The sequence below is a fragment of the Psychromonas sp. MB-3u-54 genome, assembly GCF_002836415.1.
In the GTDB taxonomy this organism is placed as follows: domain Bacteria; phylum Pseudomonadota; class Gammaproteobacteria; order Enterobacterales; family Psychromonadaceae; genus Psychromonas.
Genome location: NZ_PJBP01000182.1, coordinates 1 through 26,355 on the forward strand (window position 1 = coordinate 1; position 26,355 = coordinate 26,355).

At 42.2% G+C, this 26,355-nt stretch carries 22 protein-coding genes; 10 read left to right on the forward strand and 12 right to left on the reverse strand.

The features are described 5' to 3' along the window. The coding region (locus tag CXF72_RS19930; protein WP_232785015.1) for a hypothetical protein at positions 1–184 on the reverse strand (184 nt) is incomplete at its 3' end. A gap of 651 nt (positions 185–835) precedes the next feature. On the opposite strand from CXF72_RS19930, the gene CXF72_RS17615 reads away from it, so the two are divergent. Then, complete coding sequence (locus CXF72_RS17615; protein ID WP_101041095.1) at positions 836–1,273, forward strand: universal stress protein; 438 nt, start codon at positions 836–838, stop codon at positions 1,271–1,273. A 207-nt stretch (positions 1,274–1,480) separates the two neighbouring features. On the opposite strand, the gene CXF72_RS17620 is transcribed toward CXF72_RS17615, so the two are convergent. The 4 genes from CXF72_RS17620 to CXF72_RS17635 all read right to left on the reverse strand — a co-directional run bounded on the left by CXF72_RS17620 (position 1,481) and on the right by CXF72_RS17635 (position 7,689). Beyond that, on the reverse strand, positions 1,481–4,324 hold the full coding sequence (locus CXF72_RS17620) for a TRAP transporter permease (RefSeq protein WP_101041096.1): 2,844 nt from the start codon (positions 4,322–4,324) through the stop codon (positions 1,481–1,483). 200 nt (positions 4,325–4,524) lie between these two features. Then, positions 4,525–5,493 (reverse strand): TAXI family TRAP transporter solute-binding subunit, encoded by a 969-nt coding sequence (locus tag CXF72_RS17625; protein WP_101041097.1) that lies wholly within the window; start codon positions 5,491–5,493, stop codon positions 4,525–4,527. Further along, complete coding sequence (locus CXF72_RS17630; RefSeq protein WP_198552655.1) at positions 5,483–6,340, reverse strand: 3-keto-5-aminohexanoate cleavage protein; 858 nt, start codon at positions 6,338–6,340, stop codon at positions 5,483–5,485. The genes CXF72_RS17625 and CXF72_RS17630 overlap by 11 nt, the downstream gene beginning before the upstream one ends. Continuing rightward, the gene (locus CXF72_RS17635) at positions 6,337–7,689 is read right to left on the reverse strand and encodes an aspartate aminotransferase family protein (protein WP_101041098.1); all 1,353 of its coding nucleotides are present in this window, start codon (positions 7,687–7,689) and stop codon (positions 6,337–6,339) included. The genes CXF72_RS17630 and CXF72_RS17635 overlap by 4 nt, the downstream gene beginning before the upstream one ends. Before the next feature lie 764 nt (positions 7,690–8,453). Here CXF72_RS17635 and CXF72_RS20090 point away from each other — a divergent pair. The 8 genes from CXF72_RS20090 to msrQ all read left to right on the forward strand — a co-directional run bounded on the left by CXF72_RS20090 (position 8,454) and on the right by msrQ (position 17,059). Continuing rightward, complete coding sequence (locus tag CXF72_RS20090; protein ID WP_269801207.1) at positions 8,454–8,588, forward strand: hypothetical protein; 135 nt, start codon at positions 8,454–8,456, stop codon at positions 8,586–8,588. 174 nt (positions 8,589–8,762) lie between these two features. Then, positions 8,763–9,686: an ABC transporter ATP-binding protein gene (locus tag CXF72_RS17640; protein WP_101041099.1), complete on the forward strand. Its 924-nt coding sequence runs from the start codon at positions 8,763–8,765 to the stop codon at positions 9,684–9,686. Beyond that, positions 9,679–10,449: an ABC transporter permease gene (locus CXF72_RS17645; protein WP_198552661.1), complete on the forward strand. Its 771-nt coding sequence runs from the start codon at positions 9,679–9,681 to the stop codon at positions 10,447–10,449. Before CXF72_RS17640 ends, CXF72_RS17645 begins: the two co-directional genes overlap by 8 nt. Next, the gene (gene trmB / locus CXF72_RS17650) at positions 10,446–11,162 is read left to right on the forward strand and encodes a tRNA (guanine(46)-N(7))-methyltransferase TrmB (protein WP_232785016.1); all 717 of its coding nucleotides are present in this window, start codon (positions 10,446–10,448) and stop codon (positions 11,160–11,162) included. The genes CXF72_RS17645 and trmB overlap by 4 nt, the downstream gene beginning before the upstream one ends. Before the next feature lie 438 nt (positions 11,163–11,600). Next, entirely contained in the window at positions 11,601–14,171 is a 2,571-nt protein-coding gene (locus CXF72_RS17655) for a hypothetical protein (RefSeq protein ID WP_101041101.1), read from the forward strand. A 35-nt stretch (positions 14,172–14,206) separates the two neighbouring features. Continuing rightward, entirely contained in the window at positions 14,207–15,277 is a 1,071-nt protein-coding gene (locus CXF72_RS17660; RefSeq protein WP_157823289.1) for a hypothetical protein, read from the forward strand. Positions 15,278–15,400: 123 nt separating this feature from the next. After that, positions 15,401–16,426, forward strand: a complete 1,026-nt coding sequence (gene msrP / locus CXF72_RS17665) for a protein-methionine-sulfoxide reductase catalytic subunit MsrP (RefSeq protein WP_101041103.1) — start codon at positions 15,401–15,403, stop codon at positions 16,424–16,426. A 12-nt stretch (positions 16,427–16,438) separates the two neighbouring features. After that, complete coding sequence (gene msrQ / locus CXF72_RS17670) at positions 16,439–17,059, forward strand: protein-methionine-sulfoxide reductase heme-binding subunit MsrQ (RefSeq protein ID WP_101041104.1); 621 nt, start codon at positions 16,439–16,441, stop codon at positions 17,057–17,059. 122 nt (positions 17,060–17,181) lie between these two features. Here msrQ and panD read toward each other — a convergent pair whose 3' ends face one another. From panD to dksA, 7 genes are all read right to left on the reverse strand, one after another. Beyond that, positions 17,182–17,562: an aspartate 1-decarboxylase gene (gene panD, locus CXF72_RS17675; RefSeq protein ID WP_101041105.1), complete on the reverse strand. Its 381-nt coding sequence runs from the start codon at positions 17,560–17,562 to the stop codon at positions 17,182–17,184. 194 nt (positions 17,563–17,756) lie between these two features. Beyond that, positions 17,757–18,626 carry a pantoate--beta-alanine ligase gene (panC, locus tag CXF72_RS17680; RefSeq protein ID WP_101041106.1) on the reverse strand — a complete coding sequence of 290 codons (870 nt, stop codon included), beginning with the start codon at positions 18,624–18,626 and terminating at the stop codon, positions 17,757–17,759. Positions 18,627–18,646: 20 nt separating this feature from the next. Further along, positions 18,647–19,441 carry a 3-methyl-2-oxobutanoate hydroxymethyltransferase gene (gene panB / locus CXF72_RS17685; RefSeq protein ID WP_101041107.1) on the reverse strand — a complete coding sequence of 265 codons (795 nt, stop codon included), beginning with the start codon at positions 19,439–19,441 and terminating at the stop codon, positions 18,647–18,649. A 315-nt stretch (positions 19,442–19,756) separates the two neighbouring features. Beyond that, the gene (folK, locus tag CXF72_RS17690; RefSeq protein ID WP_101041108.1) at positions 19,757–20,239 is read right to left on the reverse strand and encodes a 2-amino-4-hydroxy-6-hydroxymethyldihydropteridine diphosphokinase; all 483 of its coding nucleotides are present in this window, start codon (positions 20,237–20,239) and stop codon (positions 19,757–19,759) included. Continuing rightward, complete coding sequence (gene pcnB / locus CXF72_RS17695) at positions 20,232–21,611, reverse strand: polynucleotide adenylyltransferase PcnB (protein WP_101041109.1); 1,380 nt, start codon at positions 21,609–21,611, stop codon at positions 20,232–20,234. The genes folK and pcnB overlap by 8 nt, the downstream gene beginning before the upstream one ends. 102 nt (positions 21,612–21,713) lie before the next feature. Then, complete coding sequence (gluQRS, locus tag CXF72_RS17700; protein WP_269801208.1) at positions 21,714–22,625, reverse strand: tRNA glutamyl-Q(34) synthetase GluQRS; 912 nt, start codon at positions 22,623–22,625, stop codon at positions 21,714–21,716. Between the two features lie 44 nt (positions 22,626–22,669). After that, positions 22,670–23,116 (reverse strand): RNA polymerase-binding protein DksA, encoded by a 447-nt coding sequence (gene dksA, locus CXF72_RS17705; protein ID WP_101041110.1) that lies wholly within the window; start codon positions 23,114–23,116, stop codon positions 22,670–22,672. A 546-nt stretch (positions 23,117–23,662) separates the two neighbouring features. Between dksA and hrpB the strand changes: the two genes are divergently transcribed. Beyond that, positions 23,663–26,170, forward strand: a complete 2,508-nt coding sequence (gene hrpB, locus CXF72_RS17710; RefSeq protein ID WP_101041111.1) for an ATP-dependent helicase HrpB — start codon at positions 23,663–23,665, stop codon at positions 26,168–26,170. The last annotated feature ends 185 nt before the right edge of the window (positions 26,171–26,355 follow it).

Below are 26,355 nucleotides of genomic sequence, written 5' to 3' on the forward strand. Positions count from 1 at the left end.
TGGCGATGACCAACTCGAACATGGGGAAGGTAGAGAGTATGTCGAAGACATTTCCTTTCATGTGATAGTCGGGGCGAATTTTGCGGAAGCAAAGTGTCATGAGCGGGCTAAGCTCTGCGTGCCCTGGATAATCAGGCGACAGCCTGGGTTCACGAGCGGACGAGCTTTGCGAGTCCTGTTCCATCGCCAGTTTCTTGCACAAGCTAGGCTATTAAATCCAGAAAAATCCCTGTTGACTAATGTCAGCAGGGATTTTTTCGTTTAAGTGCTTGGTGATGATACCAAACGCATTAATAAAGTGATCCGATTTAAAATTATCCCGGCGTTTTTGTGAGCTTAAATTTATCCTTTGAACAAATTGATAATAAATTTAATGTCGGTCATATTTGAACGTCAACTAGCACCAACCATGAAAACAAACGCATAGTTCGTAGGGTGCATTCTATGCACACCGGGAGGTGATCGGTGCGCCGAGGGCACCCTACGAGCTATACCATCACTGGTATTCCACACCAGCTAGGCAATTAAATCCAGAGCAATCCCTATGGCTAATGTCAGCAGGGATTTTTTCGTTTAAGCGTTTAATGCGATGACGACTCTCATATGATGAAAGGTTAATGGTATGCCACTGGCATACATATCATGCGATAGCTGGGACCGAATTTTGCGTTTAAGGGTTATGAAGATATAGTTGAGCAGGTTAGAGAAGTTGGAATAATTTTAGACATCAAGCGAATAGCTTCTTTGTTCTGGTGAATAAATAATTTTCTTTCTATATTATTTAACTCTTTCTATACTCATTATTATCTTTCTCCCTACTATAAGAGCAAAAAAAATGTATAAAAATATCCTTGTACCCATAGATTTAAATAATAAAGGCTTTTCAGATAAGGCTGTTGAACTTGCAGTTTGGCACGCAAAAAATGCCAATGCTGAACTGCATCTGCTTAATGTGCTGCCAGGCTTTCATATGCCGATGGTTGCAGCATATTTTCCTAAAGATGCGGCACATCAAATGCATGTCGATGCGAAAAAACAACTGAATCAATTTGCAGAGACTCATATTACCGATAATGTGAATTACAAAACTTACGTTGCTGAAGGAAAGCCTTATACAACTATTTTGGAATATGCGCAGAAACTAAGCGCAGATCTTATTATTATACCAAGCCATAAACACTCTGTGGTGGATAAAGTCATACTAGGCTCTGTTGCAAGTAAGGTGGTAGAAAACTCACCGGTTAATGTACTGGTGGTGAAACCGCAAAGATAAGTTAGATCTGGATAAGGAATATCGAACGCATAGCTTTATTTAAAAGAGCATAGCGTTCTTTATATTTTCAATTTTTAGATGATTTTATTAAAAACGTTTATTTAAATGGGGATAGTTGCATAAAGAAAAATAGGATTAAATTTAAACACCCTGACAGCTTTCAGGCAATCAAGGTGAGTTAATTACATCCTATCGATTTGTATCTGCTTACGCACTAACTGTCCCAGAAGGCCCAGAACTATCGATTTTTACGTCGCCACGACGTCGACGCTGGCGCATAATGATAAAGCCAAGCAGTAATAATGCAGGTATATAGAACCACTCTTTGGCTGGACGTTCGACGGGCATACCAACACTGGCAATAATCTGATCGAAATTAAAACCCGCTTTTTTAGCGGCACTGTCATAACCGATGTTATCCACCATGATCGAGCCGTCATCTTGAGCAATGACTTCTAACCCATAATCCATCAGACGCTCTTCACCTGTTTCTCCTTCACCAACAGGTAGCAGCATCGTGAGTGTAACGTGCTTTCCGACATCATTTTGACCGTTGACCAGAATAAGAAGTTCTGTCCCAGGACTCGCTTTCCCGACTGTTTGCACCAGTTCAGAGCCAGTATATTTATCATAGGGCGGAACCACATAATCCATCCAAAAACCCGGGCGAAACAGGGTAAATGCAATCAGAATCATAAGAAAAGACTCCCATAATTTAGATCTTGTTACAAAGTAACCCTGGGTCGCTGCGGTGAATATCAGCAGCGCAGCCGTGGCGACTATAAAGATTAAAATACCCTCTATAAAGGTGACGTCGATCAACAATAAATCTGTGTTGAAGATAAACAGGAAGGGTAATAAAGCGGTGCGCAATGAATAGAAGAAGGCAATAAAGCCGGTTTTTATCGGGTCCCCCCCTGATACGGCGGCGGCGGCAAAGGATGCAAGTCCCACGGGCGGGGTTACATCGGCCATAATACCAAAGTAAAACACAAACATATGCACTGCTATTAAGGGCACAATCAGTCCGTTTTGCTGGGCTAAGCTTACAATGACCGGCGCAAGCAGGGATGATACTACAATATAGTTCGCCGTTGTCGGCAGACCCATACCCAAAATCAGACTGAGGACACCTGTCCAAAGTAGCATCAGTATTATATTTCCCATTGATAAAAATTCCACCAGAGCGGCCAATTTCAAGCCAATACCTGTTTGTGAAACGGCGCCCACTATAATACCGGCAGCAGCTGTAGCGATAGCAATACCAATCATATTTCTGGCGCCGATAATCAAGCCTTCTATCAGTCCGTCAAAGCCGCGTTTAAATGCGTTTGAGCTATCTTCACTGCGGAAAAACTTAAACAGATAACCTTGGGTTAAGAGGATGAAGATCATCAGTGCGGTCGCATAAAATGCAGAAAGGCCCGGTGATTTTCGCTCGATCATTAAACACCAGATTAAAACTACAACGGGAAGTAGGAAATGCAGGCCCGATTTAACAGTGGGACCGGTTTCCGGTATGATCTGAACGGGTGAGTTCGGATCGTCCATCACCAGATCAGGATAAGCTGAACTAATCTTAACTAACGCGACATAAACGACAAGAATCAAAGCGGCTATCACCCCAAACATCATGTCTGCACCCACATACGATTTTAACGTGCCGATCAGAAAGAATAATCCAAAGGATCCGATAATAGTATTACCCAACACACTGGCGCCGGCAGAGAGTGTTTTCGATAATTTATCTTCAGTAACCTTAGATTTAAGCGTTTTTAAGACAATATATTGAATACCAAATACAGCCAATACCACACCCAGTCTAGCGGTGGGACCGGCAAGCATATGATAGAGCTCTGATAAATAGTAGGCACCTCCCGCAAGGGCTATCATGGGCAATAATGTCATTGCCCATGAGAGCAAAATGTTTTTAGTTGATTTAACATGACCTTCGCGTGGCAAACCTTGCATGCCGGATTTCAATGCTTCCAGGTGCACGATATAAACCAGAGCAATATAGGAGATAACTGCCGGCAGAAACGCATTTTTGACTACCTCCAAATAAGGAATATCAACATATTCCACCATCAGGAAAGCGGCAGCCCCCATAACAGGCGGCATAATTTGACCATTGACCGATGAGGCGACTTCAATCGCGCCCGCTTTTTCTGCTGAAAAACCAACCCGTTTCATCATCGGGATAGTAAATGTGCCCGTTGTTACAACATTGGCAATAGAAGAGCCGGAGATTAATCCGGTCATACCAGAGGCTACAACAGCGGCTTTTGCCGGTCCCCCCCGAAAATGGCCCATCAGCGAAAAGGCTATTTTAATGAAATAGTTACCGGCACCGGCTCGATCGAGTAGTGCACCGAATAACACAAACAAGAAGACCAGATCCGTCGATACGCCAAGGGCAATACCGAAGACACCTTCAGAAAATAACCATTGGTGATTCATTACACCACCGAAAGAGGATCCTTTCCAGGCAATAATCTCTGGCGCAAGGGGGCCTAAAAATGTGTAACTAAGAAAAACGATGGCCACCACCATTAATGGTGGTCCCAATGCACGTCTTGTTACTTCTAAAAGGATCAGTATGCCGGTAATCGAAACACCGATATCAAAGAGATTTGGCGCACCAGGACGATCGCTTAGGCGTATGCCAAAGATGGCCTCAACCAGCGCCGAGTCTGCAATCAACGGATAAAGTGCACAAAGGGAGCCAATAAGAGCCAGAATCCAATCGGCCATCGGAATGCGCTCCCGAGGAGAGCTTTTTAAAGCGGGATAAGAAAGGAATGCCAAGAAGATAGCAAAGCCTAAATGAATTGAGCGTGCTTCGCCGCTTGCAAAAACCCCTCCTCCAATCATATAAGGTAAAGGAGACGCAATCCATAATTGAAAAAGTGACCAGGCAAGCGCCGTGCCGGCCATTAGTTTTATTATTGCTTTATTATCTGGATTTCGACCGCCCGTATCATTGGAGGAAACAAAATCTTGAAGCTCCTCATCACTGAGTTGTGTGTTGTTATTTTTATCTATAGTCATTCCCAACTTTCCTCTTTATATGCGCGTCAGCAACCTCTAGTGGGTGTTATAAATTGCGCTTAGTTGATAATTTTTAGATTATCTATACCCAAACCACCTCTCGCTGCAATACTGCATCGAGAGGTGGTTTGGGTATGTAGCTAATCCAGAATCGCCGGGCAGAAGTGTCTAGCACTCCTGCCTCGGCGGTTAATGGCTGATTACATCCAGCCTTTTTCTTTGTAATAACGAACTGCACCATCATGCAATGGAGCTGATAGATTATTTACGATCATCTCACTTTCCTTCAGATTAGCAAAAGCAGGGTGCATTTTTTTGAACCGATCGAAGTTTTCAAATACGGCTTTAACTATTTGATAAACAGTTTCTTCATCAGTCTTCGTTGAGCTAACAAAAGTAGCAGCTACACCAAATGTTGCTGTATCTGTATCCGTACCTTTATACATGCCGGCCGGAATGCTGGTCATTGCATAATAAGGGTTGTCGTCAGCTAATGCGTGAACAACCGCATTGTCAGCAGGCACTAAGACAGCATCACAAGTTGTTGTTGCTTCCTTAATAGAACCATTTGGATTGCCCGCCGTGAAGATAATGGCATCTACCTTACCATCACATAAAGCAGCTGCTTGCTCTGATGATTTAAGCTCAGATGCAACGGCAAAATCATCCATTGTCCAGCCCATTTTTTTCATTACCACTTCCATGGTGCCGCGCTGTCCTGAGCCCGGGTTACCGACATTCACTTTTTTACCTTTTAGATCTGCAAATTTGTTGATGTTCGCATCGCGACGGGCAAGCACAGTAAAAGGTTCCGCATGGATTGAAAATACAGCGCGCAGTTCTTCAAAGGCACCATCGGGGAACTGATCAGGCGCAGTACCATTATAAGCGTGATATTGCCAGTCTGACTGGGCAACACCCATATCCAGATTGCCAGAGCGCAGGCCATTAATATTAGTCACTGATCCACCGGTTGTATGCGTGCAGTTGATCTCATGTTCGTCAGTCCCTTTATTTACCAGACGGCAAATCGAACCACCAACCTGATAATAAACACCCGTTTGCCCGCCTGTACCAATGACCACGTGTTTGGTTTCAGCCATTACTGATGATGTTGCCATCAGGGCTGCGCCCGCAATTGCTGTCATTGCCATTTTTTTAATAAACATGATTGAACTCCTTTTTTGAATGTACTTTAAGTATTTTTCTTGCTTCTTTTGCTGATGCTATGCTTCGTCCAAGCTTCTTCACACGTGCCGCAAAGCTGCTTATCAAAGCTGCATTGTCAGGTGCGACACTGGCATCTGCCATCAGTATATTATTTTCAAATCCTATACGAGCATGCCCACCACGTGTTGCTGCCAGCGCCATACAATCGGCTTCATTTGCTCCAAAGGCGCATACCGCCCAGTCACATGTAAAACCACTAAGCGCCTCCAGCATCGGCAGTAACTCTTCAGGATCCGAGGTTAAATCACGGCTATAGCGCCCGAGCACCAATAAAATGCTTGGCCGCTTAGCGGGAATAATTCCCCGTGAGTGCAAATCAATAAAGCGCTCGATATCTTCTACAGAATATAAGATATATTGAGCGGAAATTTGATTATCCATCACCCACCTAAAAAATGCGGATGCTTTTTCTTCCTCTTCCTGCCCCTTCGGGCAAAGTTCCCCTATGGCCATGGACACAGCTTCCGGTTTTAAATCACGCACCATAGCCATCTGTTCTTCGGCACTATATTGCCCGACCGCTTCTGTGGTCGCCTGAATAATAAGCCCGTCACCAACACGGTCACGAATAGCGCTAATAACGGGACGATAATATTCTGGATCTATTGTATGTTTGCCATTTTCATCACGCACATGCAGATGGATCATTGCGGCGCCTGCCTGCATACAATTTTCGGCCTCAAGCGCTAATTCATTGGCGCTAAGCGGCAGCCCGATATGATCCGCTTTCGTTTTTCTTGCACCGTTCGGTGCGACGCAAATGATCATTGGGTTATTCAACTTCACACGACAATCCCTTTCTCTGCTAATGCCAAATCTATTGCCCGTCCGAGTTTATCGACTATTTCCGCAATATGATCTTCATTAATAATAAAAGGTGGCGCCAGCAATACATGATTCCCGAGCTTGCCATCTATAGTGCCACCGGCGGGATAGCAGATAAGGCCTTCGGCCATTGCCGCTTTTTTGATCGCGCTGTGAATCTGTAACGCCGGATCTAATGGCCTCTTTGTGGCGCGGTCAGCGACTAGCTCAATGCCCCAAAATAGGCCTCGTCCGCGAATATCGCCGATATTAGGATAATTGACAAAGCGCGCTAAAAGGGCACTTTCCAGTTTTTTGCCCATCAGATTCACATTGTCGATAAGGTTATTGTCCTGTATCTCTTTCTGTACAGCTAACGCGGCAGCACAGGCTGTCGAATGCGCCAGATAAGTATGGCCATGTTGGAAAAATCCGCTTCCCGTGGTTATTGTCTGGTAAATTTTGTCACTTAACAGCATCGCCCCTATTGCCTGATAACCTGCGCCTAGCCCCTTGGCAATGCAGAGAATATCTGGCGAAATACCTTCCTGTTCGCAGGCAAACAAGCTGCCGGTGCGTCCCATACCGCACATTACTTCATCCAGTATCAGTAAAATGCCATGCTCATCGCAAATTTTGCGAATGCGTTTAAAATAACCGGGTACAGCGGTCAAGGCACCTGCCGTTGCACCGACAACGGGCTCTGCGACAAAAGCGATAACATTTTCTGCGCCGAGCGTCTCAATACGCTCTTCCAGTTCATTCGCCACACGCAGACCATAGGCTTGTTCAGTTTCATCTGCCTTTTGATCACGGTAGGCATAGCAGGGGCTTACGTGCTCTGTATCCATTAAAATCGGATTGAACTGCTGCTTGCGCAACATATTACCGCCAACGGCAAGCGCCCCTAGAGTGTTACCATGATAACTTTGACGTCTGGCAATAAAATATTTGCGCGAATCTTCTCCCCGCTCCATAAAATATTGGCGGGCGAGTTTTAGAGCGGATTCGACCGCTTCTGAACCACCTGAAACCAGATAAGCATATTCAAGCCCGTCGGGAGCGTGTTCTATTAAAAAGTCGGCTAATTCTTCAGCAGGTTGCGAAGTGAAAAAAGAAGTATGCGCAAAAGCAATTTTATCTACTTGATCTTTAATGGCCTGACGTACTTTTGCATTTGAGTGACCCAGACAGGATACCGCAGCCCCGCCCGATGCATCGATATAACGTTTGCCATCTTCAGCAATAATATAAGGGCCATCACCGCGAGCGGCAACCGGCAGTGTCTCGTTAGGTTGGCGGTGCAAGATTCGACTGGATTTTTTAGGCATTATGTTGACCCCTGATGATAAATTCACTTGCTTGATTTAACTTAAACGTCTTTATTATTACCGCTAACATTTACAACCTTTTATTTATTAAAATGGCGTATTGCGTACAAGCCTTATTTAAAAATGCAATTATTGCAGGTAATTAAAAAAAATAAAACGCAATCTCACTAACCCTTTTATTCATTAAAATGGGGGGTTGCGCACAAAACTGATTTAAAAATGTAATTATTGCAAATAATGGGGAAAAAATAAAAAGCAAGGTGGTCAAAATACTACAAAGAACACAAAATGAATAGCTTTAATTTAACATGTATTTAACATTTTATTGCCGCTAATCTACATTTTTATTATGTTTAAAATCATTATGTTACCGACAGATTTTCACCTGGCATTAACTTGATCTTAACTTGGTTTTAGTGACCATATTTTTGCCTTAAAGGGGGCGGGAGGGATTTTTTGGGATGCAAAAGATTTTAAAGCCTCTGATTTAACAGTAAAAACCAGCTAAAGAGCCAGTCAAAGTTAATAAAGAGCGATCTGCTAATATTTGATATCCATTTAAGATCGCCTGGCAAATTTAAGATTAGATACTTAATAATTAACTCATTATTTGGACAATTTTGTAAATAAACAGCGACTTATTTTGAGTTTATTAAAGAGATCTAAACTATCCTCTTTATGTAAAGAGATATAATCCAGACCGCTTGATAGCGCTATCGGTAAAGGTTTATAATCGGCTGCAGGATAGGTGCCGGTTATTGTGTATGACATTATTTAATGTTATTGCAAACAAGGTTGAAGGTACCTTTTTTAACTTTATCCTGCTTGCTATTTCCCTTTCTCTTTATATGGGACAGATTCTGAGCCGCTCGAGTATTGGTGGTTTCTTTTCTTTTTAAAATGCCGAAATAGGATCGCTCGTTCGCAATAAAAAATCCATGCCTTCATCTGGTTATAAACTTTTACTGCTGAGCGGTTTTTTGTACGTTTAGATAAGTATATTTAATGTTATAATATCTGCCTTCCTTATGTCGCCACCGTTAATTTTAATCAGTAATTAAGGCCGTTATTACATGCATGCAATCGACTTAGAAAATATTAGAAAAGTTTATAAAGGGGGCGTTGAAGCACTAAAAGGCATCTCTTTGCGGGTTGAAGAAGGGGATTTTTATGCTCTGCTCGGTCCTAACGGGGCAGGTAAATCAACGACTATTGGTATTATTTCATCACTGGTTAACAAAACCGGAGGCAAGGTAAAGGTCTTCGGTTATGATTTAGATACACAATTAGAATCAGTTAAAGCTCAAATAGGCTTAGTGCCGCAGGAATTTAACTTTAATCAATTTGAACCCCCTATTCAGATACTGGTAAATCAAGCGGGTTATTACGGCATTAAACGCAAAGATGCTTTGATTCGTGCTGAAAAATACCTGAGACAATTAGATCTATGGGGAAAGCGTAATGCCCCGTCCCGTGAATTATCCGGCGGCATGAAACGCCGCTTGATGATCGCCCGCGCATTAATACACAATCCCAGGTTATTGATTTTAGACGAACCGACTGCCGGTGTGGACATTGAGGTCCGCCGCTCTATGTGGGATTTTTTGAAAAAAATAAATGCACAAGGGGTGACCATCGTTTTAACCACGCATTATCTTGAAGAAGCTGAAATGCTGTGTCGTCATATTGGTATCATTGACAAGGGCACTCTGGTCGAAAATACCAGCATGAAAGAGTTGCTGGCACGCTTAGACAGTGAAGTTTTTATTCTTGATGTTGATTCTATTGAAAATGTACCAAGGAGTGAGCATTTTATTATTACTAAAATTGATGACATTACATTGGAAATTGAAGTGAAAAAAGGGCAGTCATTAAATAATGTTTTTGCAGAGTTAAGCACTCAGGGCGTTCGAGTTAATAGTTTACGTAATAAATCCAATAGATTAGAAGAGTTGTTTGTGGGACTTGTAGAAAAAGGCAATTTAAATGATGAATAGCAGTTACCTCACCGCGTTAAAAAGTATTTGGACAAAAGAAGTTAACCGTTTTTTACGGATTTGGGTGCAAACACTTATCCCGCCCGCGATAACCATGACCCTCTATTTTGTTATTTTTGGTAACTTAATAGGTAAACGTATTGGTGAAATGAGCGGTTTCAGTTATATGTCATTTATTGTTCCCGGGATCATTATGATGGCAGTGATTACCAACTCCTATTCAAACGTAGCATCTTCCTTTTTCAGTGCCAAGTTCCAGCGTAATGTCGAAGAGCTATTGGTCGCGCCTGTCCCTAATTATATTATTATTTGGGGCTACGTGGGCGGTGGAGTGATTCGCGGTTTACTGGTCGGCTTTATAGTGACTTGTGTTTCCCTGTTTTTTGTTGAATTACATATTTTTAACATATTCGCCTTATTATTAAGTGTCTTATGTACTTCTATCCTGTTTTCATTGGCGGGTTTGCTAAATGCAATATTTGCCCGTACTTTTGATGATATCAGCATTATTCCTACCTTTGTGTTAACGCCGTTAACTTATCTGGGCGGGGTCTTTTATTCGATCGATCTGCTCCCTGATTTTTGGCAAGCCGTATCGCACTTTAACCCCGTATTTTATATGATCAATGCCTTCCGTTATGGTTTTCTGGGTATTGCTGATGTGTCATTAATTTGGTCCTTTGCAATGATAGGCAGCTTTATTGTTTTGCTTTATGGCCTGATCACTCTGTTACTGAAAAAAGGTGTAGGTATCCGCTCATGAATGAATCAGGTAATTCAAGAGTGATAAGCTCTAACCAATCCGGCTTACATGAACAATTAGATGAGGTGGTCTTGAAACATCTCAGCCATAAGTTTCGTAAACCTTATCAAAAGCATACTCTGGATGCTTTTACGGCCTGCGAGAAGTGGGTCGAACAGCAGGGTAAACCCATTATTTTTGATTCCTGTTGTGGTGTTGGCGAAAGTACTTACCATCTTGCCGAAAGACACCCCGAGGCTATCGTACTGGGCATGGATAAATCGGCTGATCGCCTGTCTAAACACCCGCAGTCTAGTGCTGACAATTATCGCCTGCTACAGGTTAACCTGAATGATTTTTGGCGCTTGGCGGTCGAGGCTAACTGGCAGTTAAGTCATCACTACCTGCTTTATCCTAACCCCTGGCCAAAAGCGAAACATCTGCAGCGTCGTTGGCATGGTAGTGCAGTTTTTCCGTCTATTATACAGCTGGGAGGGGATCTTGAGGTGCGCAGTAACTGGTTTACTTATATCCATGAGTTCTCCCGTGCGCTGCAACTTGCCGGACAAACCTGTCAGCTTGAAGAGTTTCAAAATAATACGCCTATTACTCCTTTTGAGCGTAAATACTGGAGCAGCGGTCAAAAGTCATTACGCTTATTAAGCGAGCTTGGCGCTGCAAGTGTCGCAACAGCGATGGGGTACGAGCGGGTGAGCCCTGCGAACCCTTATTAATAGATAATTCATAAGCTCTGTAGATCCTTTCTTTTAACTGGCTTTGTTGCTATGTCCTCAGGCGCGCGGGTGCGAACTCGCTTGCTCTGAGGGGATTTTTCTTATCTGGATTTAAAAAACAAGCCGAGCTTATCTACCCATAAAACTGAACTTCTCATCGCATCTGACTTGGCCGCATAATAACTGATGTAATTTTTGTCTAAAAGTGATGATAACCCTGTGTGATTTTAGAAAACTTGAGGTTAAATAATTTACAATTAACTTTAATGTGATATGGATTTTGTTTTGTTTTGATGTGTAGGTTGTTGTTTTTGTGGTTTTTTGTTAATATTTTCCTTGTTTCCACATGATTTTTTGTGGTTATTGTGTTGTTTTTGCGTATTTGGCTGAGTATCAGCTTAGTCGAAAGGATATTTACTAATTCAAGGAAGATATAAAATGAAGAGAACATTGATTGCACTTGCTGTGGCGGCATCATTAGCCGCCCTTACTGGATGTGGTGGTTCAAGCGATACAACGACAGATACACAAAGCGTGTCACTTTCAGGTACGGCTGCCAAAGGAATAATTCAGAACGGAGTTGTTACCGCCACAGAGTTATCTTCTACGGGTGCTGAACTTGGTGTGGTTGGCACTGCGACAACCGATGCCAAAGGTCACTATCAACTGACGCTTAATGATACCTATCAAGGTGGCGTCGTTCAATTAACCTTAACTGCTGGTTTAGATACAAAGATGATATGTGATGCGACAGAGGGTTGTGGCACTGACGCATTATTTGGATCTACTGTTTCCCTTGGCGCTGGATTTTCACTTAATGCAATTGTCCAGCCAGACGCTAATAGTCAAACGGTAAGTGCACAAATAACCCCGTTAACACATATGGCCAATGCGCGTGTATTTAATAAGGGTGGCGAGATTAATGCTGCGTCAGTCGACGCTGCAATCAGTGAAGTCAGCCAAATTGTCGGTGTTAATATCATGGAAAGCGAAACAGTTGATATTACTTCGAGTGAGTCGCTCGCTAATGCATCCGATGAATCGAAAAAATTAGCGTTATTTAATGCGGGATTAGCGAATCTGTTAGTGGCTGGTAATGATAGTGTTTCAGGTAATATTGAAAGAAATCTTGCCAACTTAGCATCCTCATTTGAAGATGGGCAATTTGATGCAAATGATGCTGTCAAAATGACAGAGATAACCACTGCCGTAGCAATCGCGCTGACCTATGCGAAAACTAATAATGAGATTAATGCCAGCTTAACCAAGGCATTAGCAGATACCCAAACAGCTGTTGATCTTATTACCAGTAATACTGTTAATGATATTTTTAATCCAGAGCCTTCCGATAGTGCTGGCGAAAGTGATAGAGACAAAGGTAAAGCGTTACTGACCAATGCGCGTACTTTTATTGAAACTATTGCTGCAGATTTTAAAGATCCCCTTGATGCCCTAGCGATAGATACAAAAACAGTAGGGGAAGCTTTAGATGCTGATAGTGCAATTATGGCAGAGTTATTGGGTGTCGCGATAGATCAAACGCTGACCGATCTTGATAGAAAAATTGTAGATTTTACTTTAGTGGATAATAATTATACAACTGATATTACTGACTCAAAAAATGAGAAAATTGGCTCTATCACCACAAGCCTCCGCTTTTATGATTCAGGCATGGCAATTACTTTAAATGGTCAGTTGGTAGGTGATCTGATGAGTGTTGATATTACCAACCTGACATTAGCCACTAATTTAACTAAAGATGCGCTGACCATCTCTCCGGATAAAAGTTTATTAAATGCTATCACCGCACAAACAGCAGATGTAATGCTGACGGGTTTTATTGGTAATTCAGTTACCTCGCTTACTTTAAATGGGGTTGAACTGAGTTTATCCGCGACAGATGAGGTCACTATTGATACCACGGCAGGAGCTGATAACAGTGGTCTGGAAACTGAAATTTCAGGCGCTTCCTTTAGTGGCGGCTTGTTAATTCAGTCAGCGGACGCGAGTTTTGCGGGAGATGCACAAATTGAGTTGGTTGGTTTTGCTAACTCTGCATCCGAGGTCCCCCTTAACCTGAAAACAATGGTGGTTAATGGTGAATTTACCAGCTTTGCAAGGGGTAGCTTCGCTGCGGGTGCTAAGCTAACCATTGATAATGCAACGACCTTTGATACCTTTGGCTATTTTGATTATGAATCAACAGCTTATGAGTGGGTTGAGTTTGATTATAATTTAACTGCTAGTGATTTAGCTATTGTTGAAGCTGCTGTAGCAGATGTTCAGGATGGTGCTGAATTTACTAACATTTATTACAATAGTTGGAATGGAGCATATGAAGCTAGTTATACTTACCTAGCAACAGATGTCGATGATTTTGGTTATACATCGAGTTACTCTGACTATGGTAACGTTAGCATAGATAATTTGGCTAATTTAGAAGCGGCTGTTATTACTGTTGTGGAAAATAAAGTTAATGATACGGTAGAGTCAAGTGAAATTGATTATTTGAATTACAGCCTTTTTCAATGGGAATACAATCAAAAAATGGACAATTGGGAGCGCATTGAAAGCAGCAATGTCAATGCTGATGTTAAACTAACTTTCCCTGATTTTGAATCGGCGGATAATTTTGTTAAGGGAACTATTTCGGTTACAGCAAAAGTTAATGTGCCTGAATTACCGGAAGCAACGGCCATTGCCTCTGTTAGTCGTACAGCGTTAGCAGGTGGTAATGCTAGTGTTGTGGTCAGTTACGACGGGCAAAGTTTTACCTTAACCGCGAACTCTGAAGATATCGATGCGACTGAGCCAAAAGCGACATTGACCTTAAGCAACCCTGACGGTGTGAAGTTGATTATTAACTTGATAGAAAAAATTGATGGTGAGCAGTATATTGTTGATGGTGAACTCTTTGTTAACGGCACCAGAATTGGAACCGTTTCAGAAACTGACAGCGGGATCCCGCTAATCCGTTATACAGACGGTAGATTTGCAAGCTTATACTAAAAATGAAACTTAATCGGGTACTAAATGAGCGGCTTTTGCCGCTCATTTTTTTTAATTCTCTCTTTTTATCTGCTTTTTCTTACGCGGATGATTATCCTGTGCAGCCTTATTTTATTGCAGATTCTTTTTCCTATAGTGAAACTGTTTCCATAGAATCAACTCTGCATGGCTGGGAAGGTGATAATTTTGAATCTGGAGAACAACAATGGACATGGAACTGGTTTGAGCTGGGAGTGCAATATCAGCATTGGGCAGTAGGTATTGTGCAGCGCTACGATTATGCTTTACAGTTTTCTCCGGAGACCGCTGATTTTTTCTGGTTAGTGGCGAATAAAAAAGATCTTCCTGTCGGTAAACAATACGATCTTAATCTTCAAGTAAATGCGTTGCACAGCTCAGGTGTGCGTGTTAGTTACGCTAATAGCTTAACTAACACTTTTAACTATCGTGTAGGCCTGACTTACCTACAGGCCAACTACATGATAAACGGTCAAATAAAGGGTAATGCAACAGCGGTTGGTAATTCTGATTATGATTATCAGGCTGCTCTTGATTATGCTTACACGACAGATGATATTTTTGACCGGGTTGTTGATGAGCCGACGGGCAAAGGCTTTGCGTTAGACTTGGAGTTTAGTTACCAGATCACCCCGTCTACACATTGGCAGTTTCAAGTTCGCGATCTGTTCGCCAAATTATATTGGAAAAATTCCCCCTATACAGAGGGGAATTCAACTTCCGAGAGAAAAGAGTATGATGAAAATGGTTATGTTTCAATTAACCCTATTTTGACCGGCTATGAAGGTACTAGGGATGTTTATGTACAAAAATTACAGCCAAGATGGTATAGCAAGGTAAGCCATCAATTAACCTCTCATTATACTGCAGTATTACAATATCGTTATCAATATGATCGTGCTTTGTTTTCCTTAGGCGGGAATTACAAGCTAGGTAATAATAATCGTTTAGGGGTCAATTACTGGCCAATCAATCAAGCTGCGGAGATCAATTGGAATTACCATAAAATTCAGTTGGCCGTTGTTACTGATGCCTTGCGATCATCAGCAGTAAAAACTTTCGGTCTTTCTTTTTCTTATGGTCTATAAGCTCATTATCAAGTGATTACTTCAGTCACTTTTCTGGCAATAAGTTGTATTTAAAAAATTTTTGAAATTAATTCCTATCTTGCGTGGTCTTACTCTTACGATTAACTTGGTTCGGGGTAGATTATGCTTATAAAAACAAGAAAAAAATCAGATATTAAAGAATCTCAATTAACCGATGAAAATGTTTATAAAAACCGGCGGGTTGTACTTAAAGCATTAGGTTTATCTGCGCTGAGTATTCCCCTGGCAAGCTCTGCGCAGGCAGGGCTGCTTGATCTTTTTTCGAATAAAGAAAAAACCGATAACTCGGCTACTACCTTTAAACGTAGTGAGTTAATTCACACAAAAAACAGTCAGTTCCAATCTTTAACCCCGGTTACGCCGGAAGATAAAATTTTGCAGTACAATAATTTTTATGAATTTGGTACCGGCAAAGGGGATCCCTTCTCCTTTTCGCAACAGTTTAAAGTTGATCCCTGGCAGCTTGTTATTGATGGATTAGTTGATAAACCTATTACCCTTAATTATGAAGACTTATTAACCCGTTTTGCTATTGAAGAGCGTTTATATCGTATGCGCTGTGTCGAAGCCTGGTCGATGAATATCCCCTGGTTAGGTTTCAGTCTGGCAACTCTTTTGAAGATGGCTTCTCCAAAAAGTAACGCTAAATATGTGCGTTTTGAAACGCTCGAGGATCCCAAGCAGATGCGCGGACAAAGCTCCGGTTATATTGGAGGAGGCCTTGATTATCCCTATGTGGAAGGCTTGCGCCTTGATGAAGCGATGAATCCTCTGGTGCTCTTATCCGTCGGTTTGTATGGTAAAACGCTGGCGCCTCAAAACGGTGCCCCGATTCGTTTGGTTGTTCCCTGGAAGTATGGTTTTAAAAGTATTAAATCCATTGTCAAAATCACTTTAACCGATAAAGCACCGGTTAATACCTGGCAAAAAATTGCCGCCAGTGAGTATGGTTTTTTTGCTAATGTTAACCCGCAGGTTGATCACCCGCGATGGAGCCAGGCAAGTGAGCGTTTTATCGGGGCAGGCAATCTATTTGCAGCATCCCGCAAGCCGACCCTGCCTTTTAATGGTTATCAGGAAGAAGTTGCTTCTCTGTATAAAGGGTTAGATTTAACCCGTTATTTTTAACAAGGAGCAGATGTGAAAATCTCGAAAACACATATCTTATCCGCTAAAGCGCTGATTCATCTGGCTGCTTTATTGACCTTTTTATATTTATGGCTGTTGGTGGAGCAAAATGCATTAGGGGCAGATCCGGTCAAAGAAATGACCCATTTTCTGGGTAAAACCGCGCTTAATTATCTGCTAATAACACTCTGTATTTCGCCCTTAGCGCGGCGTTTTAAACAACCCTTATTAATTCAATTACGGCGTGTATTAGGGTTATATTGTTTTTTTTGGGCGTGTTTACATCTTTTGGTTTTTATTTGGTTAGATCTTAACTGGCAGGTGATGTTATTTGCCGAAGAGGTGGTCAAACGTCCTTATATGACCCTGGGTGCATTGACCTGGGTGATTTTATTGGCGTTAAGTATCACCTCAATTAATGTTATCCGCAGGAGGATGAAGCGCGCATGGTTAACTCTGCACCGGGCTGTATATTGGGCTGTCCTGTTGGCAACTATCCATTATTACTGGTCGGTCAAATCTGGTTTGATTGAGCCTGTCATTTATTTTGTGATCTGTTTTACCCTGCTTGCGCAGCGTAAAGATTATTTTAAATCTTTTTTAAGGCGTTGCACTAAGAAAAAATTAGTTTAAGAAGGGTGATTTTTCAGTGAAGATAATACAGTTAAGATGAAAGATTAATAACCTATTGGCTGACCATAAAAAAACCGGAAATAAGTGACTTATTCCCGGTTTTTTACAGGCTATAGAAGCACTTAAGCAACTTGTACTGGTACGTCTTTACTCGTACGTACAATGTTATTTTGCACATCTAAATACACTAAGCTTGGTTTATGATTTACAATTTCCGCGGCATTTAAACTCGCGTAGGTACAGATTATTACGCGATCGCCTACCGCTGCCAGACGGGCCGCAGCGCCATTAACAGAGATGATTTTTGAACCACGTTCGCCGGTAATAGCGTAGGTTGAAAAACGCGCGCCATTTTCGATATTATAAATTTCAATCTGCTCGTATTCTAGAATACCAGCCTGCTCAAGGAGGTCTTGATCAATAGCGCATGAACCTTCATAATTTAATTCGGCGTGCGTCACTCTCGCTTGGTGGAGTTTGCCTGTAAGCATTGTTTTTTTCATACGAAAAACCTTTTTCTAGTAATGAACCGCTGTTTTTTTCAACAGGGCGACTATAAAGTAAAATCCTTAATGGTGCAAATTAAACCCTGCTCCAATCGGCAGAGTTATATTGCGCGTTGATGAAAGTCAATTTTATAACATCAAGGAAAGATGGCGTATTGATTAAAAAGGAACGCAACACCAAGAAATTAAAGTTAAATGTTTATTTTCGAAGGATTTAATGTGACGACTTTATTGTCAATTAAACGTGTTTCTCCTAAAAAAGCCGCCATTAAAATAACCGCTTCCTTACTATCACAACTCACCGCCTGTAACGTTTGAGCATCGACAATATGAATAGCATCGGTATTAAAACCGGCGTTATTAAGATCGTTTGACGCATCATCTATTAATATTGAAAGTTCAGTTTTCTGCGCTTGCAGATCAATAGCTATCCGGTTCATCACTTTTGCTAAAAAAGGGGCTTTTTGTTTTTCTAAGCCACTCAGTTTACTGTTGCGAGAGCTCATGGCCAGACCATTTTTTTCACGCTTTGTGGCAACCGGGATTATCTCAATGGGCAGGGCTAAATCACTCACCATCTGTTTGACAATGGCTAACTGCTGAAAATCTTTTTCACCAAAACAGGCATAATCAGGCTGAACAAGGTTAAATAATTTATTAACTATGGTGCTCATACCCCGGAAATGCCCGGGACGAAGTTCGCCTTCTAAACAATTCGATAAAAGGGGTACCTCAACATAGGTTTGAGTATTCAAACCATTTGGATAAATGCTGCTCGCTTCGGGCGTAAAAACAATATTTACACCAGCCACCGCCAGTTTTTCACAATCTTGCGCTACTGTTTTTGGATAATTGAGTAAATCCTGTGCATTATTAAACTGCATCGGGTTAACAAAAATACTCACAATAACCACGGCGGCTTTTTTCTGGCCTGCTTGCACTAGGGTTAAATGCCCCTCATGTAAATTTCCCATGGTCGGCACAAAAGCAATTTCAGACCCTTGCTGTTTGAGTTGTTTTATTTTTTCACGTAGTTGCTGTGGATCATCAATAATAAGCATGTTTTTATTCGCCAATATACTTAGTAAAAACTGTGTTCAGCAGACGGGAACTGTCTGCTTTCAACTTGATCTATATAAAGCGTTACCGCTTGACGGATATCGCCTGTTTCAAGCAGGAAGTTTTTGGAAAATTTTGGACAAAAACCAGCCGAGACACCAAAGGCATCATGCATCACTAATATTTGCCCATCTGTTTCACAGCCTGCTCCAATCCCGATCACTGGAATTTGTAAGGCTGCTGTAATACGATCTGCTAAACTGACCGGAACACATTCTAAAACTAACAGTTGTATACCTGCTTCCTGCAGTAATAATGCGTCGTTGAGCAGCTCGTTTGCCTGTTCTTCCTCGCGCCCTTGTACTTTGTAACCACCAAAAATATTGACCGATTGTGGTGTTAAACCAAGGTGACCACAGACTGGAATACCACGTTCCACTAATCCTTTTACGGAATCAGTGAGCCATTCCCCGCCTTCCATTTTTACCATATTAGCGCCTGCTCGCATTAATATTGCGGCATTTTCGTAGCTCATTTCCGGGGTTGAATAACTCATAAAGGGTAAATCAGCGATAATGAATGCACTTTTCGCGGTACTTACAACCGCAGCTGTATGGTATCTGATATCGTCAACTGTCACTGGCAGCGTAGAATCATGTCCTTGTAATACCATTCCGAGGGAGTCACCTACTAATAATACTTGGATACCGGCCTGGTCAAAAATAGCCGCAAAACTCGCATCATATGCGGTCATGCAGGTGATTTTTTGATTGTCTTGTTTCATTTTAGTCAGACGAGAAACGCTGATTTTAGCCATGATTACTCCAAAATTAAAATTACATTTATACCTGTCACATTCATTAATTCAGCAGTAGAAAAAATAAATGACGGCAACTTGTTATATTTATTGCGGCAAAATTTCATTATGATTTTGCATCGCTTTCGTAAATCGTCAACGAGCCAGACAGCCAATTAATCATTTTAACGCATTTTAAGTGTCTTGATTAACTTCTGCTCTTCCCGAGAATCTAGCCTGTGCACCTTTAAGTTGCTGATCTATAATATCTATAATATCTGTAATATCTATAATCTTTATAATTTTTTTATTATTTTACTGAGGTGATCTTTTTATTCAACCGCTAATCCGGATCAAGCCGTTTTTATGACAATCCGCGGTGAGTTGTGATAATGCTTTGCCATCGGGCAAGCGTAATTCTTTGTCGATTTCTAATAAGGGATAGAGCACAAATTCACGCTCTGTCATTCCATAATGTGGAATGGTTAAGCGTGCATTATTGATAACTTCATTACCATATAAGATAATATCAAGATCTAAGGTGCGCGGCCCCCAACGGTTTTCTTTACGCACTCTGCCCTGCGATAGCTCTATTTTTTGTAATTCATCCAACAACTCAATGGCCGTTAGTTGCGTATCAATTTTAACCACGGCATTAATATAGTCAGGTTGGTCCTGTGGCCCCATCGGTGCACTGTGATACAAGGACGAGCAGTCACAAAAAACGCTATCAGTTAAGTGGCGAAGTCTTTCAATGGCTAATTTCGCCTGTTTAACGGGATCCGTTTGATTACTGCCCACACCAATATAACTAATCAACGCTAGTAGTCTCTGTCTTTTTATGTTTTTTATTCGGATATCTGCGTTTTTTATAGGGTTTCTTATCCGCAGGTTTAACCTCTGTGGCTTTGCTCGCATTACCGGAATAACTGTGATCAGGTAATTTATTATGAGTTTGATATTCCTGCCACCATGCAGTTAATTCGGCAAGTTCTGAGCTTTGTTCTACTTTTGCGCGCAGCGATAAAAAATCAAAAGCAGCCCGGAATTTAATGTGCTGATAAACACGTTGTGCGCGTTTTCCGCCAAATCGAGGTAAACGTAACTGCAAGACCCAAATATCACGAACAGCTGCGGTAAAACGTTTCGGGATAGCAATTGTTTTGACTTGTATGCTAAGGACTTCATTCATTGCTAATAAAAAGGCATCGTAATAATCTATACCGCCTTCAAAAGCCATCTCCTGTGCACGTTGTTCAAGCGGATACCAGAGAATAATTGCGTAAATATAAGCCGGGGTAAGGTGCTTGCCTTGCGCAATTCGTCGATCCGTATCGGTCAGTGCCTGTTCAATTAGCTGGGTCGCTTTATCATCTTCACCATCTTTAAATAGGATGGGAAATAATACCTGTAATAATTTGTATTCTTTTAATAAACGATAAGTTGCTAAGCCCTGGCCTGAAAGAAGTAATTTAATAACTTCATCAAAATGGCGCGCGGCGGGTATATCTTGTAAGAGGGGCGCTAAACGGCGAATAGGCTCGGCACACTCTTCGCTGATGGTAAGATCTAATTTTGCTGAAAAGCGAATAGCCCGCATCATCCGCACCGGATCTTCCCGGTAACGTACTTCCGGGTCTCCAATCAAGGTTAGCCTGCGCTCCTGTAAATCCTTCATGCCATTACAAAAATCATAAATAGCAAAATCAGCAATATCGTAATAAAGGGCATTAACGGTAAAATCACGACGCTCAGCATCTTCTTCTAGCGAGCCGTAAACATTATCGCGCAGTAACATGCCTGCTTCTGATTGTTTTACTTTTTGTGCATCCTGACCATTATCATCATCGTGATGACCACGAAAAGTAGCAACTTCAATCACTTCCCGACCAAATAAAATATGTGCGAGACGAAAGCGACGGCCAATTAAACGGCAGTTACGGAATAAAGCTTTAACCTCTTCGGGTGTCGCATTAGTCGTAATGTCAAAATCTTTAGGTTTTAGGCCAAGCAACAAATCACGCACGCCGCCGCCCACCAATAATGCCCTGAATCCCGCATTGTGAAGACGATAAAGTACCTTTAACGCGTTTTCATCTATGTCCTTACGGGAGAGATTGTGTGACTCTCGCGGGATTTTAAAGGAATCCGTTGCTGGGGTTTGTTTTTGTTCACTTTTTCGTGTAAACACTTTTTTAACGAATTTACTGAATCGTTTAATAACGCTATCCTCAATGATTGGTTTTCTGCAAAATATGTTTCTATTTTATGTGCGCAGGAGGTGAAAGACAAATTAATTTTTTATTTGAATTTCAGCAAGCTGCGGCAGTTTGTCCGGCGACCAGTTTTGTATTGCCCATATCAGTATTGCAGAGCAACTTTTTAGCGCAATTTCCTGCGGCACAGTGTGCCCTAGAAAGTTGAGTGCTGCTAATAATGTTGGGGTTGGATTGTCTTTACTGATTGCTAACGCATGGTTTTGTTTGGAAAGCTTGTTGCCGGGTGCTGTCACCGCGACGGGCAAGTGCAGATAAGCGGGTGTTTTTTTATTCAACAGCTGATATAAGGTAAGTTGTTTACCCGTAGTAGTGAGCAGATCGGCACCGCGTACTATCTCTGTAATACCCTGATTGATATCATCAATGACGGTGGCCAGATTATAAGCATATAACCCCTCTTTACGCCTGACAATAAAATCTTCACTGGCTTGTTTTTTATCTAATACCACCTTTCCCTGCAATTGATCCTCAAAATGCGTCACCGGATGGATCATATTGTGTAAATTAATACGCAGTGCATTATTTATTTCCGGGAGATGTTTATACCGGCAGGTGCCCTGATAAAGTCCACCACTTTGGCGAATCATCTTACGGCTGCAGGCGCATGCATAACAGAGTTGTTGCTCTGTCAGTTGACTGAGGGCATTTTCATAGGATTGACTGTTATGGCTTTGGTAAATGACGTCACCATCCCAGTTTAGTCCGTAAGCCTGCAGGGTCAGGAGAATATCCTGCGCGGCACCTTTTACTTCACGGGGAGGATCAATATCATCAATACGAACTTGCCAGGAGCCGTGCTGAGATCTTGCCTGCAGATAACTGCCCAACGCTGCAACTAAAGAGCCAAAGTGCATGGAACCTGAAGGAGAGGGGGCAAAGCGCCCGCGATATAAGACGGGTTTAGGCAAGACGTAACTTATAAACAAAAACGGCTAGCCTATAGCTAACCGTTTGTTTAACAAAAAGAGGATTAACCAACTATCTGTCTCTCTTTGATTTCAGCTAATGTTTTACAGTCAATGCATAATTCTGCCGTGGGGCGGGCTTCTAAACGGCGGATGCCGATTTCTACGCCACAAGAATCACAAAAACCAAAATCATCTTCATCTATTTTCTTTAAGGTTTTTTCAATCTTTTTAATTAATTTACGTTCACGGTCGCGAGCGCGAAGTTCTAAACTGAACTCCTCTTCCTGCGTAGCACGGTCAATCGGGTCGGGAAAATTTGACGCTTCATCTTTCATATGATCAACTGTACGGTCAACTTCTTGACGTAATTGAGTGCGCCATGCATTAAGGATTTTGGTAAAATGATCACGTTGAGCTTTACCCATGTACTCTTCATCACGCTTTACTTTATAGGGTTCCACTCCGGCAATGGCTAAAATGCCCAATGTTTTTTTTATTTGAGTTGGCATAGAAATTTCCTTAATTGATGCATGATTGATTGTGCTAATTGCTGGCATCAATGCAGTGGCAAAATGATAATAAAATAAGAGAGAAAATCACGTTAAAATGCTTCCGTATATTTTCGGCGGCTATCTATAGCAAGTAAATTATAATCAGTCAATTAACCTTTGTCGATTTAAGCTGGTTTTATTTTAATTATTTCTTAATTGTATTACAGCTCCCACAAACATTGATTTTTTATTCATGTTTTTGGGTGCGCTAATAGTCCTATCCACCCGCTGAATCACTCACTTAAAAAGTGTAGTTCAAGTTTGTTAACTTTCCCTTAAGGCGTTTTGCCAACCGCTCTCAGGCCGGAAAATATTTTTAAGGTAAGGTTCTTTCAACTGAGTAATAGGTGCTGCTGGAAAATTTACGGTTAACTTTAGTGGTAATGCTGTGCAGGCAAGTTCCGATCGGTCAATAATGCCCCGCCATATTTTCAGTTATATCAGATTTTCAGTTATAATGCGCAGTATAAACAACATTCAACTCACATTCAGGTTATTTTACACGTGCTTCCAATTGATGATTTTATTCCACAAATACAAGAAACCCTTAGCCAACATTCGGCACTCGTGCTGCAGGCCGAGCCGGGGGCGGGTAAATCAACCGCCGTTCCCTTAAGCCTGCTTGGCGCGCCTTTTTTAAAGGGTAAAAAGATTATTTTACTGGAGCCACGAAGAGTGGCGGTTAAATCGATCGCTTTTTATCTGGCAAAACTGTTAGGTGAAAAAGTGGGGCAACGTATTGGTTACCAGATTCGCAATGAACGCAAAATATCAGCGGATACTGTGCTGGAAATTGTGACCGAAGGGGTCTTAACCCGCCGTTTGCAAAATGATCCTGAATTGAGTGATGTCGGACTGATTATTTTCGATGAGTTTCATGAGCGCTCTATTCATGCTGATTTAGCCTTAATGCTGGCCTTGGAAGTTCAACAAGCCTATCGGGATGATTTGACCTTATTGGTGATGTCAGCGACGATCGACACAACTCTGCTCTCTGATTATCTTAACCATGCGCCGGTAATAAAATGCCCGGGACGAACCTACCCCGTTGAGGTTGAATATAGCAGTAACACTCAAAGGTATCTCGATCAGCAGGTGATGAGAGCGCTGAATACGGTATTCAATGAGACAACTAGGGGGGATATTCTAATATTTTTACCCGGGCAAGGCGAGATAAAAAGAGCCATCCAATTGGCCAAACAGCAACTTGGCTCAAGCCTCGATTTATTACCCTTATATGGTGGTCTGTCACTGTCCCAGCAGGAGTTGGTACTGAGCAAAAGCTCAGGCAGTCAACGCCGAGTTATTTTTTCCACCAATATTGCGGAAACCAGCTTAACCATTGAAGGTATCAGTACTGTGATCGATTCCGGTTTGGAAAAGGTGCTAAGTTTTGATGTCAAAAGCGGTTTATCACGATTACAAACAACTTATAGTTCCAAAGCCTCAGCCACCCAGAGAGCCGGACGGGCTGGTCGTTTGCAGCGCGGGCGGGCTATTCGCCTGTACAGTGAAGCAAAACACCAGAGACTCAATGATTTTCAGGCCGAGGAGATTACTAATACCGATTTGAGCAGCTTAGTATTGGATTTGGCTGCTTGGGGAATAACCACCTTTGCGGAGGTTAACTGGTTAACGCCGCCACCTGAGCATCACTTTGATGTCGCCTGCTCCCTTAACCGCGTTTTAGGCTTACTGGATGCGCAGAACAAGATAACCAAACAAGGAACCCGCGCATTAAAAATGGGCCTTGAGCCAAGACTTGCGAGTATGCTGCTTTCCTGTCAGTCGACTCTGGAAAAGAGAATTGCCTGTATTCTGGCGGCACTGCTTTCTGAGCGCGATATTTTATTCAATGCCGAGAGCTCGGACATTGTTGAGCGCGCTATGCTGTTCAGTGATTATCTGGTGAATAGAAAATCATTAAAAACCAACCGCAATCTTAATATCGGTGTTGTCGATCAAGTGGTCACCCTGGCTAAATCTTTTGCAAAATCGCTGGGTTTGTCAACTCTGGGCGACCCGGTCAGTTTATTCGACTTGAGCCATTATGCGGGCGCTTTATTACTGACGGCCTATCCGGATCGTTTAGCCAAAATCCGCAGTACAGAAAGCAACCGCTATTTACTGTCCAACGGGCGGGGCGTCACGCTTAGAGAGATGGACTCTGTTCAAGGTGAGCCCTGGCTTGTGGTCTGTGATTGTGACGGCAAAAACAAAGACGGGCATATCTACAGCTGCGCGGCTGTTTCCATCCTGCAGATTAAAACGGTACTCGCTGAGCAGTTGATTGAGAATAACCATTACGCATTAGATGCTAAAAAAGAGAAAGTGATTGGCCGGAAAAAGCTCACTTATCGTGCTTTAGTGCTTGAAGAGCAGCTCTTAAGCGAAATTCCTGATAATGAATTTGCTCAGTGTGTTGCTGATCTTCTTAAGCAGGAGGGCCTGACCTTTCTCAACTGGACAAACCGCTGCGCCTCATGGCTTGCGAGAGTCAAATGGTTGAGCACCGTGATGGCTGATTTCCCGCAAATAAGCGAAACCACTTTAATTGAGCAGTTAGATAATTGGTTACTGCCCTATATCGGCAAGGTAAAAACCATCAAGCAACTCAGACAACTCAATATTACTGATTTACTGATGGCGACCTTAACCTGGGAGGAAAGCCAGACGTTAGCGTCCCAGGCGGCTGAGTTTTATGAAGCGCCAAGCGGCAAATCAATCACCATTCGTTATGATCAGCAGCAGGGGCCGACCGTGGCGATTATTCTGCAGGAGATGTTCGGCCAGTTAGATTCACCCATGCTGGCGAACAACACCGTCCCGATCCGTTTTGAACTGCTTTCACCGGCGCGAAAACCCATTCAAACGACCAGTGATTTAGCCAATTTTTGGTGCACTTCCTATTTTGATGTCGCCAAAGATATGCGCGGCAGATACCCTAAACATCGCTGGCCGGAAGCGCCGCTATTGGAATTGCCCGGACGTTCAATTAAAAAAAGAAAATAGTTTGTGAAATTTCAGCCGAATAATCACCGGCGGCGCTTTGTCAATCGCCCCTAAAGGGACACAAAATAGAGCGCTGCGAGGAGAATAAAAAATTCTGCTTATCTTTTATCGCAATAGGATCATACTAGGGTCTGTTCAGCAATATGATCAGCGCTAATCGCCAGCATTAATTTTTTCTCTCTAAT

Excerpts from the sequence above, each read along its gene's own strand:
- CXF72_RS17615 (WP_101041095.1), top strand. The coding sequence starts at position 836 with ATGTATAAAAATATCCTTGTACCCATAGATTTAAATAATAAAGGCTTT.
- CXF72_RS17620 (WP_101041096.1), bottom strand. The coding sequence starts at position 4,324 with ATGACTATAGATAAAAATAACAACACACAACTCAGTGATGAGGAGCTT.
- CXF72_RS17625 (WP_101041097.1), bottom strand. The coding sequence starts at position 5,493 with ATGTTTATTAAAAAAATGGCAATGACAGCAATTGCGGGCGCAGCCCTG.
- CXF72_RS17635 (WP_101041098.1), bottom strand. The coding sequence starts at position 7,689 with ATGCCTAAAAAATCCAGTCGAATCTTGCACCGCCAACCTAACGAGACA.
- CXF72_RS20090 (WP_269801207.1), top strand. The coding sequence starts at position 8,454 with ATGACATTATTTAATGTTATTGCAAACAAGGTTGAAGGTACCTTTTTT.
- CXF72_RS17640 (WP_101041099.1), top strand. The coding sequence starts at position 8,763 with ATGCATGCAATCGACTTAGAAAATATTAGAAAAGTTTATAAAGGGGGC.
- CXF72_RS17645 (WP_198552661.1), top strand. The coding sequence starts at position 9,679 with ATGAATAGCAGTTACCTCACCGCGTTAAAAAGTATTTGGACAAAAGAA.
- trmB (WP_232785016.1), top strand. The coding sequence starts at position 10,446 with ATGAATGAATCAGGTAATTCAAGAGTGATAAGCTCTAACCAATCCGGC.
- CXF72_RS17655 (WP_101041101.1), top strand. The coding sequence starts at position 11,601 with ATGAAGAGAACATTGATTGCACTTGCTGTGGCGGCATCATTAGCCGCC.
- msrP (WP_101041103.1), top strand. The coding sequence starts at position 15,401 with ATGCTTATAAAAACAAGAAAAAAATCAGATATTAAAGAATCTCAATTA.
- panD (WP_101041105.1), bottom strand. The coding sequence starts at position 17,562 with ATGAAAAAAACAATGCTTACAGGCAAACTCCACCAAGCGAGAGTGACG.
- panC (WP_101041106.1), bottom strand. The coding sequence starts at position 18,626 with ATGCTTATTATTGATGATCCACAGCAACTACGTGAAAAAATAAAACAA.
- panB (WP_101041107.1), bottom strand. The coding sequence starts at position 19,441 with ATGGCTAAAATCAGCGTTTCTCGTCTGACTAAAATGAAACAAGACAAT.
- dksA (WP_101041110.1), bottom strand. The coding sequence starts at position 23,116 with ATGCCAACTCAAATAAAAAAAACATTGGGCATTTTAGCCATTGCCGGA.